Raw genomic sequence first — 13,469 nt, 5'->3', positions numbered from 1 at the left:
TGCATCAGCCTTTGTTTTTGTAACGAGTAACAGCTACTCGATCGTTCCTACTAAATGAGTTTCAGAACGATACTCAGAGGGGATGTCGGCATTGGGTGTATTACTGGTTTGCAGCACCACCAGCTCTCTGGAAATACAATGTCCAATCCTTTTGCCTCTTCAACGCTTTAATGTTTATTCTGTTTTCAAGATGCCGCCGGTACTTGCTGATGTAACAAGCTTTGCGTATCTTGCGAGATATCCTTTTTTGATCTTAGGAGGAGGCTGTACCCACTCCTGCTGTCTGAATTTCAATTCTTCTTCTGAAACCATCAAGGAAATGGTTCTGTTCGTTAAGTCAATAAAGATCGGGTCGCCGTTTTCAATGATTCCGATCGGTCCTCCTTCAGCCGCTTCCGGTGAGACATGACCGATTGAAATGCCTCGGGAAGCTCCTGAGAACCTGCCGTCCGTCATGAGTGCGACTTTCTTTTCCAAGCCTCTTCCTGCAATGGCTGCAGTAGGGGCGAGCATTTCAGGCATCCCAGGTCCGCCCTTTGGTCCTTCATAGCGGATGACCACGACATGGCCTTCCTTCACTTCCCCGCTTTCGATGCCGGAGAGTGCATCATCCTGGGATTCGTATACGATGGCCTCACCCATGAATGTCTTGATCGAAGGATCGACTGCCCCCACTTTGATGACCCCTCCATTTGGAGCGATATTTCCGAAGAGGACGGATAATCCTCCTACAGGGCTGTGTGCATTTTCTTTCCGGCGGATAACGTCATCGTTTTGAATGTGAGCATCTTTTACATTTTCATAAAGGGATTTTCCTGTAACCGTGATCCTGTCTTTGTGAACAGCACCCATTTCGCATAGTTCCTTGATAATGGCACTGACTCCGCCTGCATTATGGACATCCTGCATGGAGTAATCTGATGCAGGGCTTATTTTTGATAAGTAAGGCACTCGTTCTGCCACCTTATTGATCCTGTTGATGTCGTAATCGATTTCTGCTTCGTTCGCGATTGCCAGTGTGTGAAGGACGGTATTGGTGGAACCGCCCATCGCCATATCTAAAGCGAACGCATCATCGATCGTATCTTCCGTGATGATGTCACGGGGCTTGATATCTTTCTTGACCATCTCGACCAGATGCTTTGCTGCGTCTTTGATTAAGCGGTGACGGTCAGCCGAAGTGGCAACAATTGTCCCGTTCCCCGGAGGTGCCATGCCGAGCATTTCCATCAGGGAGTTCATCGAATTCGCCGTGAACATCCCTGAACATGACCCGCAGGTAGGACACGCATTCTGTTCAATATCGAGAAGCTGTTCGGCTGTCATCCTTCCTGATTGGTGAGCGCCGACGCCTTCGAAGACAGATACTAGGGATAATGGATCTCCTTCACTTGATACCCCGGCTTCCATCGGTCCTCCCGATACAAACACGGAAGGGACGTTCGTTCTGACTGATGCCATCAGCATGCCGGGCGTGATCTTGTCACAGTTCGGAATGTAAAATACCCCGTCAAACCAGTGGGCATTGATGACGGTTTCTGCTGAATCGGCAATGAGCTCCCGGCTGGGTAATGAATACCTCATTCCGATATGTCCCATCGCGATTCCGTCGTCTACTCCGATTGTATTAAACTCGAATGGAATCCCGCCTGCTTCACGAATGGCTTCTTTCACCACCTGGGCAAAACCGTTCAGGTGCATATGCCCCGGGATTATATCGATGTAAGAGTTGCATACACCGATAAATGGTTTCTCCATATCTTCAAGCTTCACCCCGGTCGCATATAGTAAACTGCGGTGAGGGGCCCGGTCGATTCCTTTCTTAATCATGTCACTGCGCACAATATCACCTCCAACTTAGCCAACTTGAGCATTTTGTTTGTAAACTTTTCTTCCATCCTGCGTGACAGTGTTTCTGAATTCCTGCAATAATTGATTTGTATATGATCCCGGTGTACCGTCACCGATGACACGCCCGTCAACCTTGACGACTGCGATGACTTCGGCTGCGGTCCCTGTTAAAAATACCTCGTCTGCTGTATATACGTCGTGTCGGGTAAACACATCTTCTTTAATATTGAAGCCTAAATTCTCAGCAATCTCGATGATTGCATTTCTTGTAATTCCTTCTAATGCTCCAACGTACCCTGGAGGCGTGAGGATCTTTCCGTTTTTCACGATGAAGATATTGTCAGCCGAGCCTTCCGCAACGTAGCCTTGATCGTTCATCATCAGCGCTTCGCTTACGCCGGCAAGGTTGGCTTCGATTTTAACAAGAATATTATTTAAATAATTCAATGATTTCACTTTCGGTGAAAGAACATCGGCACGATTCCGGCGGCTTGCCACTGAAACGATTTCGATGCCGGATTCATATAATTCTTTAGGGAAAAGGGCCAGCTGCTCAGCGATGACGATCAGCTGCGGCCGCTTGCAGGAAAATGGATCAAGACCAAGATTTCCTACTCCACGAGAAATGACTACTCTGATGTATGCATTCTCCAGTTGGTTTTTCTTCAATGTATCTACGATGATGTCGCACATTTCCTCTTTCGACACTTGGATGTCGAGCATGATGGCTTTCGCTGAGTCATAAAGGCGATCAACATGTTCTTCCAGACGGAATACGTTGCCATCGTACATCCGAATTCCTTCGAACACTCCATCTCCATAAAGAAAACCATGGTCGTAAACCGATACGACTGCGTCTTCTTTCTTCACGTATTGACCGTCCAAATAGATCCATTGTTCGTTCATGTTCATCATTCCTTTCCCGGGAGTATTTGTGTTTTATAGGTTAAAAGATTTGGTATGTTTTGCAGCATTCGGTTGAAGCTGCTTTTTGAGCCAATTTTTCAGTAGCCTCGACTGCGTGCTCAGAGCGGCCGATGACCGGTTTGCTGCGGCTCGAATTTTTATATTGAGGACAATATTACGCCCGTTTTCCGGGAAGGTCAACAGTATTTTTATAAATTTTTTGACTATTTAGATTTATCTGGTATATGGTAACCGCTTACATCTTTGTCCTAATCATGTTTGTTTGAAATAAATTTTTTTGGAATTTTTTTAATGAGGCGTGATTCATTCGTTTGTAGGGATTCGACAGGGTTTGATGGAAAAAATATCACAGAAGGAAGATGTGCCTATGAATAAGGATTTAGGTGATTCTCAGTCCCCTTTGATAATTGATAATAGTGAATGAGAAGCAGACTTGAACACGCAGTTGATTTCCGTGAAAGACTTCGCTTTCCGCGGGTAGCCCGTGAGCCTCCTCGGCTTTGCCTGCGGGGTCTCACATAAGCTACTCTTCCCGCAGGAGTCTTCGTCTTTCACTCCAATCAACTGCTGGATTTATCCCAAACTCATTTTTGTCCTTAAACATAATAAGTTTGAATAAGGTGAGACATTTCAATAAAATCCCACCAATGCCCTAACTCAAATTAAAATTCCTCTAAATAAAAAACCAATTTAAAATGCTTTAATAGCACTTTAAATTGGTTTCTGGTTATGTCCAGGTAAACATATACTTCTCGTCTTCGACATCTTTTGCTTTTTTGACGATTTTTAGTGGTTTGAAGGTGTCGATCATGACGGCTAGTTCCAGTGTTTCTTTTTTGCCGATGCTTGCTTCGGTCGTTCCTGGATGCGGGCCGTGCGGAATCCCGCTCGGGTGGAGTGTGATTGATCCTTCCTTGATTCCTTTACGGCTCATGAAATTCCCTTCCACATAGTACAGCAGTTCATCGCTGTTTACATTGCTGTGGTTGTAAGGAGCCGGGATCGCATCCGGATGATAGTCGTACAGTCTCGGCACGAATGAACACACCACAAAATTATGCCCCTCAAAAGTCTGGTGGACCGGCGGCGGCTGGTGGACACGTCCGGTGATCGGTTCGAAATCCTCGATATTGAAAACCCAAGGATATAAGTAGCCGTCCCAGCCGATCACATCAAGCGGATGATGATCCAGCACATGGGAATGCAGGGCGCCCCTTGATTTCAAAATGATTTCGAACTCGCCTTTTTCATCGTAGGTTTCCAGCTTTTCCGGTCCTCTTAAATCGCGTTCACAAAACGGACTGTGCTCGAGCAGCTGCCCGTATTCATTCCGGTAGCGGCGCGGCGTGGTGATTTGGCTGAAGGATTCCACAATCAGCATCTTTGTATCTTCTTCAGGGACGACACGGTAAATCGTGCCGATCGGAATCACGACATAATCACCTTTTCCATAGGTGATCGTCCCGAACATCGTTTCCACTTTCCCTTCACCAAAATGGATGTAGAGCATTTCATCCCCGTCACCGTTCCGGTAAAAGCTATTCATTTCTTTTGTGACGAAAGCAGTTCCGATCAGGAGGTCTGAGTTTCCAAGCAGGTATTCCCTGCTTTCAAGCGCATCCCCCTTCTTTTCCACCCCGTCCGTCATAAAGTGGCGGTGGCGGACCGCGCCATCCTCTTCAAATTGCGGCATATAGCTGCCAAGATATTCTGTTTTCATGACGGCTGTCGGCAGATGATGATGATAGAGAATCGATTGTGTACCGGAGAATCCTTTGGTACCCATCACCTGTTCCCTGAACAGGGTGCCGTCGTCTTTTTTAAACATGGTGTGACGTTTGTGAGGGATCTCCCCCATTTTGCGGTAATACATGGTTTTCCTCCTCTCTTGAACTCGCGACCTTATTACGCAGCACGCCAAGTCCCTCTATTTCCAATTCGACTTCATCCCCAGCCTTCAGCCAGCGGTGGGTTTCCGTCCCAAGCTCCAGGATGCAGCCGCTCCCGACCGTCCCTGAACCGATGACTTCCCCGGGGTAGAGGGTGACGTCCTTAGAGGCCCTCTCGATCATATCCGCAAACGTATAATATATGTCTTTGAAATTACCTTCGGAAAGAAGCTTCCCGTTCACTTTAGCGGTCATGCTCAAATCAAACCGGTCCCCGGTCCGTTTGGCTTCCAACTCATCTTTCGTCACTAAATAAGGCCCGAATGACGTGGCGAAATCCTTTCCTTTGGCAGGACCGAGACCGACTTTCATCTCTTGTTTCTGGATATCCCTTGCACTCCAGTCGTTCATGATGAAGTAGCCGTAAATATGATCCTCGGCGTCTTCACTGGAGATGTTCCGGCCTTCCTTTCCAATCACACAGGCAATTTCCAATTCGTAATCGAGCCACTGGCAGTCGGCCGGTCCGGCAACTGCTTCGTCCGGCCCTTTTACCGCCAAATGATTGGTGAAGTAGAAGACAGGGATGACATACCATTCCGGGACAACATCCAGGCCCCTTTTTTTCCGGGCGGTTTTGACATGCTCCTCGAATGCATAAAAGTCACGGATGCTGACCGGCCTTGGAATCGGTGCTTTCAGGGTGACATCATTCAGCACGCGCACCCCTTTGTCACCTTCGGAAAACATTCCGAGTCCTGATATTTTCTCCAGCGCTTCATCCCCGCGTCCTATCAATGAAAGGATATCCTTTGGAAGTGCCCCGTCCGTCGCTTCATATAAATCGATGACAATATCATTTTGTATCAGCCCGGTTTTGATTTCATTTCCATCATGAAAACTTACAAGTTTCATCATTACTCACCTTTTCCGAATCATTTCAAAAGAATCCGCCAGCGGCTTTGTATACGATTGACCGGCAAGTCTTCCTACAGGCTTTAATTTCTGTGAATCAATTTTCCCGTCAAAATAAAGGTCATCATCGATCCTGACGCATACCACTTTGCCGATCACAAGGCTCCCTGCCCCAGGTTCATCCCCGAAGTGAAGTACCTGATGAAGGGTACATTCGAGTTGTACCTTGCTCTCAGCAACCGCAGGAGGTTTTACGCTGATAGATTCTTTCTTTGTTAAACCTGTTTGCTCAAACTCATCTATACCCTTGTCAAATTCGATCGCACAGTTATTCATTTCTTCAACGAATTCTTCACTTACAATATTGATGACAAACTCATTCGTCTCTTCAATATTTGAAAGCGTATCTTTTTTGCTGCCGTCCTTTCCTTTTCTCATCGGAGAAAAACAGACGAGCATCGGTTCTGCGGAAATCGCCGTAAAGAAGCTGAACGGAGCGAGATTCGCTCTTCCTTCCTCATCCATGGTCGAGACAAAGGCAATCGGTCGCGGCAAAATACTGCCGACCATTAATTTATACGCATCCTGCCAGGGGAGGGTGTGAGGTTTAATATCCATTCAATCTCCTCCTTGTGCTTTTAAAATTTCTTCCAATGAAGAAATAAACAGTTTAGTATCTTCCTCCGTACCAATCGTGACGCGCACGGTCGTCGGATACCCGAGCAGGGTACCAGAACGGACGACGATCCCTTTTTTCACAAGTTCAGAGGAAATATGATCGCCATTCAGACCTGTGTCCACCATGATGAAATTCGCCTGCGACGGAAAATAGCTTACTCCCAATCGATGAAACTCTTTTTCTAAGTATTCACGGCCTTTTTGATTTTTATGGGTGCATTCACGGATGAAGGATTGATCTTCAAGTGCGATGATGGCCGATCTTTGTGCAATCATGTTCACGTTGAATACATCTTTTACTTTTCTAAGCTGCTCGGCGATTTCTTCGTTCATCACCCCGAACCCGACACGCAACCCTGCCAGGCCGTAAATCTTCGAAAAGGTCCTCAGGACAATCAAGTTATCAAACTGTGATAATAACGGCAGTGTTTCGAGGTAATCATCAGTTGTCACATATTCCATATACGCTTCGTCCACAACCACCAATATGTGTGATGGGATGCTTTCGATGAATTCCAAGAGTTCTTTCTTCCCTACGATCGTTCCTGTGGGATTGTTCGGATTGCAGACAAAGATAAGCTTTGTCTTTGGAGTGATTGCCCCAGCCATGGCTTTCAGGTCGTGTGTGCCGTCAACCAAAGGGACGATTACAGGGGAGCCCCCTTCAAGAAATACGTTTGTCTGATACCTTGGGAACGTCACATCGGCCATGATGGCTTCGTCTCCGCAGGTCATGTACGCTCTTGTGAGCAGCCGGATGACTTCATCCGATCCGTTCCCGAACACCAGCTTTTCCTTTGCCACCCCTAAAAAAGCTGCGACTTTGTTTGAAAGCTCGATGGCGGCTCCGTCCGGGTATAGAAAAAGGTCCCCGTCCTGCTCCTTGAACCATTTTTTCACATTCGGTGAGCAGCCGTAGATGTTCTCATTCTCAGAGAGTTTTCTAATCTTGCTCAATCCATGCTCCTTCTGCAGGTCGGCTAATGTTTTTCCGAGTACATAGGGAGCGATATGCGTCACCGCTTCTCTTGTTTTAAACTTAAGTGCCATACGTGATCCTCGCCTTCCTCATGGATGAAGGGGGCCGACCCGCTTCGAGTGAAAGCTCCCTTCCTTGCTGAATACAGCCTTTAGCATGTATTCAACAGGAAATGGCGTTCCTCTTCACGGGTTAACCCCCTGACCGGTCCCTTTTGACCCCAATCTCTCTCTATTTTCTTTTTCTCTATCTATTTCTAATTTTTATAAATTCCCGCGGCGCTCCTGTTCACGTTCGATTGATTCGAATAATGCTTTGAAGTTTCCTTCCCCGAAACCTCTGGCACCTTTGCGCTGGATGACCTCAATGAATAGCGTAGGACGGTCGACGATCGGCTTGGTGAAGATCTGAAGCAGGTATCCTTCATCATCACGGTCTACTAAAATATTAAGCTCTTTGATTTTCGAAATTTCCTCATCGATTTCCCCGACGCGTTCAGAGAGCATTTCATAGTATGAGTCCGGAGTATTCAGGAACTCGACACCGTTTTCTTTTAATTTGCTGACCGTCGTTACGATATCTTCTGTCAGGATGGCGATGTGTTGAACACCAGGTCCGCCGTAGAACTCAAGGTATTCTTCGATTTGGGATTTACGCTTCCCTTCAGCCGGCTCGTTGATCGGGAATTTGATTCTTCCGCCGTTGTGCATGACCTTCGACATGAGCGCAGAGTATTCAGTCGTGATATCTTCATTGGTAAAGTGACGCATTTCCTTGAAGCCCATGACTTTCTCATAATATTCGACCCATTCTTCCATTCGTTCCACGTTCCCAACCACGTGGTCGACTGCAATGATCCCTGCATCATCAATGCTTAACGCAGAATCATATTTTTCAAAGCCAGGCATGAATATCCCTTTATAGTCTTTACGCTCGATGAGGGTATGAACCGTATCTCCGTATGTACCGATCACGGCTTTTTTCAATGTCCCTTCATCATCTTCAAGCGTGGCCGGAGGCATGATTTCAATCGCCCCGCGCTCTACCGCTCCTGTGTAAGCCTTTTCAACATCATCCACCATAAGAGCGATGTCTTTGATCCCGTCCCCATGCTTATGGATGAATTGTGATACACGGCTTCCTTCGTGAAGGCTGCCAGTGATCACAAGACGAACTTTATTTTGCTGCAGCACATAGGACACTGTATCTCGATTCCCTGTTTCAAGACCGGAATATGCGACTGTTTTAAAGCCGTATGCCGTACAGAAGAAGTGAGCCGTCTGCTTTGCATTTCCTGCATAGTACTCTAAATAATCAACATCCCTTACCGGAAATAGTTCTTCTGCTTTTTCTCTTTTCTTTGCCGTATTCTCTTGCATCCTAATCCCTCCAGGCTATCTTTTTATATATTCTGAATATATCGTAAATAATTCCTGTCATCTTCTCAAGAGCGGGTGTTAAAGCTGGAACGCTTTTCTGTAATAAAGGATGTTATCTCCCCGCCGTCTCTTTCTTTCGGGGAGGAAGATGCACCGCTGCCCCCTTCAAAGCTTCCACTGCTTCCAATAAGCTTTCCCCAAAGCCCGGATGTGAATATTGCGGAAAGCTGAAATCCTCGTCCCTTGCCGCCATTTCAAGCCCAAGAACCCCTGTTTGAATCAGCTCTGCGGCCCCGGCTCCGATCATATGGATACCAAGTATGAGATCCGTTTCCTGATCACTGACAATCTTCACCAAACCATCTGAGGCACCGGTGACCCCCGCATACCCGTTCCCCCTCACAGGGAACTCACTGACGGATACCGTGTAGCCTGCTTCTTCCGCTTCACTCTCGCTCAACCCTGCGAATGCCAATGGCGGGGTGAGCTGAATGACAGTCGGCATATGCTCGAGGTCGACTTCTGGATGCCTTCCGGCGATCGCTTCTGCAGCAGCCTTACCCTGTTTGATCGCTTTCACTGCCAGGGACGGACCTTCCGTCACGTCACCTATCGCCCAGAGTGTCCGGATGCTGGTTCGCCCCTGGTGATCAGCTTGGATATAACCTTCCCCGGTCAATCCGATTCCCAATCGATCGAGCCCAAGTTCTTTTACGTTGGGCTTCACTCTGCCGCTTACGGCAAAGTGACTGCTTTCAATCGAAAGCGTTTCACCATTTTCTTTATTCAGGATGGTGCTCACCATGCTGCCGGCACGAGAGACCTCTTGAAGTACACATTTTTTAAGGACGGTTATTTTTTGTTTTTTAAAAAGCCTCAGGATCTCTTTTGTGATCGAAGAATCGAAAGGCAGCTCTTCCGGTAATATAAGTGTCACTTTGCTCCCAAGAACCGCAAAGGATGACGCCATCTCAAGGGAAATATAGTCTGATCCATAAACGGCAAGCTCGCCTGGAAGTTCGTCCAGCGTAAAAATCTCCCGCTCTTTTAGGATTTTTTCAGAGTCAAATTGAATATTCTCCGGATAATGAAATTCTCCGCCGGCAGCAATGACCGCCTCTTTAAAATTATACAAAGAGAAGTCATGTCCGTTTTCCACACCGATTCTCGTATCGGATAGAAAGGAAGCTGTCCCTTTTATTATTTCAACTTCATTTGCTTTACAGAGTGCTTCCACTCCTTTGCGCAGCTGTGAGATTTTTTTCTCTCTATACTGTTGAAGGGTGGCCATATTCACTTCTGCTTGTGCAAACTCCATCCCCATCTCAGACAAGTGGGCGAGCTTCTTATATTCCTGGGCAAAATGGGTGAAGATCTTTGAAGGAATGCATCCCTTGTTCAGGCAGGTGCCCCCAATCTCTTCTTTCTCGATGAGTGTCACCTTTCTTCCCAGGCTTGCCGCCCTGATGGCAGCATGATACCCGCCTGGACCTCCGCCGATGACGACCACATCTTTGTCTTCCGTGATTTCTCCCACTACCATTTATATCAACTCCAGAAGCAAGGTTTGAGGCTCTTCGATGAGGTCACGGAGACGGTTGGTGAAGCGTACCGCCGTTCCCCCGTCAACGACTCGGTGATCGAATGACATCGAGACATTCATCATCGAACGGATCACGATTTCATCCTGATCATTCACCATCGGCCGCTTTTTCGTTTTATGAAAGGCAAGCAAGCCGACTTCAGGTTCATTGATGATCGGTGTCGCACCAATCGAGCCGTTAAGCGGACCCACATTGCTGACCGTGAATGTCCCGCCGGTTATATCCTTAATCGATAGATTATTTTCCTGCGCTTTAAGAGTCAGTTCTTTCATTTCATGATGGATCTCTTTCATCGACTTTGTTTCAACATTTCTAATAACGGGGACGATCAGCCCTTCTTCTGTATCCGTCGCGATTCCGATGTGGTGTTCCGGTTTAAGGCGGACACACTCATTCTTTTCGTCCAGTACGGCATTGAATATAGGAAACTCTTTTAAACAGACTGATATGACCTTGATAAAATAAGCGCCCATCGAAATGGATTGATGATTGTTTTTCATCGCCTCTTTCCACTCTAAGAGATTCGTGACATCGATCTCCTCAAAATGAGTGCAGTGGGCGATGGTACGAAGGGAATGGGTCATCTTGGAGGCGATTTGCTTCCGTCTTCCCCGTAATGGGATCGTGTTTGAATCATGATCGGAAACGGATGGTTGAACCCCTTTCGTTTTCACAGCGGTTTCAACGCTTACAGATTCTTCAGGCCGTGACTGCTCTCCTCCTTGAATAAAGGCATACACGTCTTCGTCAAGGATCCTTCCCCCCGATCCGCTGCCGCTGACTTCATCCAGATCGACTCCGTTTTCTCTAGCAATCTTCCTTGTATACGGGGAAGCAAGCACCCTTCTTGCCCGGATTCCCTGCGGCTTTTTAGGGGCTGTAACGGCTTCCGTCATCCCTTCTTCCTTTTCCATGAGCAGCACGGTGGTCCCGACCGGGATCGTTTCCCCTTCCCCGACTGTCAGTTCTTTGATTCTGCCGGAAAAGGGTGCCGGGATCTCCGCCGTCATTTTGTCCGTTTGGACTTCCACCAGCGGCTGATCCGCTTTGACGGTGTCTCCCGCTTTCACAAGAAAGTGATTCACGTTCGCTTCCGTCATGCCTTCTCCGATATCGTGAAGCTTGACTTCCATAAACTCCCCCCTCTGCTAATCTAGTATTCTGCCACTTTCTTCACTGCCTCCAAGACCCGTTTTTGGTCAGGCAGATAAAAATCTTCAAACCCGAAATACGGAACAGGAGTATCAAACCCTGTCACACGTTCCACCGGTGCTTTCTGATACAAGAAAGAGGTATCATTGATAATCGCTAGTACATCATTCCCGACGCCGCCGGTTGCATGGGCTTCATGCACCACCACGGTTCTGCCGGTCTTTTGTACGGAACTTGAAATAAGATCCTTATCGAGCGGATAAAGCGTTCGGAGGTCAAGCACTTCACAGGATATACCTTGCTCCCTTGCTTCCCCGGCAGCTTCTTCTGCCACTTTGACCATCGCACCCCAGGCAATGATCGTAACGTCTTCCCCTTCTTCCACCACCTTGCCTTTCCCGATTTCGACCGTATATTTCTCTTCCGGTACTTCTTCACGGGAAGAACGGTAACACCTCATCGGCTCAAGGAAAAGAACCGGATCGGCATCTTCTATGGCTGCGATCATGAGCCCTTTTGCATCATATGGGCTTGATGGGCAGACCACCTTGATCCCCGGCATATGGGTGAAGATCGCTTCTGTACTGTCAGAATGGATTTCAGGCGCCCTTACCCCGGCGCCGTATGGAGCCCTGATCACGATCGGGCATGTGTAATGACCAAGCGTTCTCGATCGCAGGCGCGTGGCATGGGTGATGATCTGCTCATAGGCAGGATAAATGAACCCCATGAACTGTATTTCCGCCACCGGCCTGAAGCCGTTCACGGCCATCCCGATCGCTGCCCCGATAAAACCTGCTTCACTCAATGGGGTGTCCATGACTCTGTCTTCCCCGAATTCCGCCTGAAGTCCGTCAGTCGCCCGGAAAACACCGCCGTTGGTGCCGATATCTTCCCCCATCAGCAGGACATCCTCATGTTCTTTCAGCATCACTCTCATTCCATCCGTGATGGCTCCGACCATGGTCAGCATCTTTGTCTTGGTTAACGTGCTCATCGGCTCACTCCCCCTAAGCTTTTCAGGAGCTTTTCTTTTTGTTCCCGGATCGTCCACGTCGGGGTCTCAAATACATAATCAAAAATGACACTTGGGTCTGCAGCAGGATATGCCTCCAGTTCCTCTACTGCCAGGTCCACTTCCTTTGCGCATTCCTTTTCAACAGATTGCATCCAGTCTTCATCGATCCAGCCTTTTTTCCCCATGAATGCTGCGAGCCTGTCTAGCGGGTCATTGTCCCGGCGTCTCGCATCGCTTTCAAGCTGATCCCGGTATTTAGTCGGATCATCGGCAGTCGTGTGTGCTCCATATCTCCATGTAACCGACTCGATCAGGGTTGGACCCTCCCCGTTTCTCGCACGCTCAAGGGCTTTTTTTGTTTCAAAATACACAGCAAAAATATCATTGCCGTCTATCCTCACACCTGGAATATCATATGCCAGTGCTTTTTGGGCAATGGTTTTCGTTTTCATTTGTTTGCTCATCGGAACGGATATGGCATAGTGGTTGTTCTGATTGAAAAAGACAACCGGCGCTCCCCATACACTGGCGAGATTCAATCCTTCATGGAAATCGCCTTCTGATGTGGCGCCGTCTCCAAAGTAAGCAATGGCGGCATTTTTTGTACCTTTTCTTTTTTCAGCATAAGCTGCCCCCACTGCATGCGGGAGCTGTGTTGCAATCGGGATTCCCGGAGTGAAGATATTCTTTCCTTCAGGAGGTACGCACCCTTCATTCCTCCCTTTCCAAAAAAGAAGGATGTTCAGCAAGGAATGGCCGAATGTCATGGTCGCACCGTGGTCGCGGTAAGTCGGGAACATCCAGTCTTTTTCACCCAGGGCAAGGGCGGTCCCCACCTGAGACGCCTCCTGTCCCTCGAAAGGGGCATATGTGCCGATCCGGCCCTGCCGCTGAAGGCTGACTGCTTTACGGTCAAAGGTGCGGATCCTGATCAAATGCCGATAAAACTGACGGGTCATTTCTTCTGAAATTTCGTTTTCAAACTCGTTATGAATAAGTTCTCCCTGATTGTCCATTACCTGGATTATTGGAAAATCCTCGATCATTTCATCACCTCGTGTGGTGGTTTATTTTGTT

At 47.8% G+C, this 13,469-nt stretch carries 11 protein-coding genes and 1 pseudogene; all 12 read right to left on the bottom strand.

The window, feature by feature from the left end; genetic code table 11:
• Positions 1-174: 174 nt before the first annotated feature.
• Positions 175-1,842: a dihydroxy-acid dehydratase gene (gene ilvD / locus HWX64_RS01815; protein WP_175986769.1), complete on the bottom strand. Its 1,668-nt coding sequence runs from the start codon at positions 1,840-1,842 to the stop codon at positions 175-177.
• A 15-nt stretch (positions 1,843-1,857) separates the two neighbouring features.
• A complete protein-coding gene (gene ilvE, locus HWX64_RS01810; RefSeq protein ID WP_175986767.1) occupies positions 1,858-2,757 on the bottom strand; it encodes a branched-chain-amino-acid transaminase in 900 nt (299 codons plus the stop codon).
• A 386-nt stretch (positions 2,758-3,143) separates the two neighbouring features.
• Positions 3,144-3,342, bottom strand: a pseudogene (locus HWX64_RS21825) (hypothetical protein).
• A gap of 163 nt (positions 3,343-3,505) precedes the next feature.
• Positions 3,506-4,651 (bottom strand): homogentisate 1,2-dioxygenase, encoded by a 1,146-nt coding sequence (locus tag HWX64_RS01805; RefSeq protein ID WP_175986765.1) that lies wholly within the window; start codon positions 4,649-4,651, stop codon positions 3,506-3,508.
• The gene (locus tag HWX64_RS01800) at positions 4,599-5,582 is read right to left on the bottom strand and encodes a fumarylacetoacetate hydrolase family protein (RefSeq protein WP_175989586.1); all 984 of its coding nucleotides are present in this window, start codon (positions 5,580-5,582) and stop codon (positions 4,599-4,601) included. The genes HWX64_RS01805 and HWX64_RS01800 overlap by 53 nt, the downstream gene beginning before the upstream one ends.
• Positions 5,583-5,588: 6 nt before the next feature.
• Positions 5,589-6,200: a flavin reductase family protein gene (locus HWX64_RS01795; protein WP_175986763.1), complete on the bottom strand. Its 612-nt coding sequence runs from the start codon at positions 6,198-6,200 to the stop codon at positions 5,589-5,591.
• Entirely contained in the window at positions 6,201-7,310 is a 1,110-nt protein-coding gene (gene hisC, locus HWX64_RS01790) for a histidinol-phosphate transaminase (RefSeq protein WP_175986761.1), read from the bottom strand.
• Between the two features lie 192 nt (positions 7,311-7,502).
• The gene (gene hppD, locus HWX64_RS01785; RefSeq protein WP_175986759.1) at positions 7,503-8,618 is read right to left on the bottom strand and encodes a 4-hydroxyphenylpyruvate dioxygenase; all 1,116 of its coding nucleotides are present in this window, start codon (positions 8,616-8,618) and stop codon (positions 7,503-7,505) included.
• 112 nt (positions 8,619-8,730) lie between these two features.
• Positions 8,731-10,161 carry an NAD(P)/FAD-dependent oxidoreductase gene (locus HWX64_RS01780; protein WP_175986757.1) on the bottom strand — a complete coding sequence of 477 codons (1,431 nt, stop codon included), beginning with the start codon at positions 10,159-10,161 and terminating at the stop codon, positions 8,731-8,733.
• Positions 10,162-11,355, bottom strand: coding sequence for a dihydrolipoamide acetyltransferase family protein (locus HWX64_RS01775; RefSeq protein ID WP_175986755.1), 1,194 nt, complete (start codon positions 11,353-11,355; stop codon positions 10,162-10,164).
• A 20-nt stretch (positions 11,356-11,375) separates the two neighbouring features.
• A complete protein-coding gene (locus tag HWX64_RS01770; RefSeq protein ID WP_175986753.1) occupies positions 11,376-12,371 on the bottom strand; it encodes an alpha-ketoacid dehydrogenase subunit beta in 996 nt (331 codons plus the stop codon).
• Positions 12,368-13,438 carry a pyruvate dehydrogenase (acetyl-transferring) E1 component subunit alpha gene (gene pdhA / locus HWX64_RS01765; RefSeq protein WP_175986752.1) on the bottom strand — a complete coding sequence of 357 codons (1,071 nt, stop codon included), beginning with the start codon at positions 13,436-13,438 and terminating at the stop codon, positions 12,368-12,370. The genes HWX64_RS01770 and pdhA overlap by 4 nt, the downstream gene beginning before the upstream one ends.
• Positions 13,439-13,469 lie beyond the last annotated feature (31 nt).

Origin of the sequence: Bacillus sp. Marseille-Q1617, from assembly GCF_903645295.1 — a bacterium.
Lineage (GTDB): Bacteria > Bacillota > Bacilli > Bacillales > Bacillaceae_B > Rossellomorea.
Note: the sequence above shows the minus strand (reverse complement) of the source record. Positions and strands in the feature narration are given on the sequence as shown.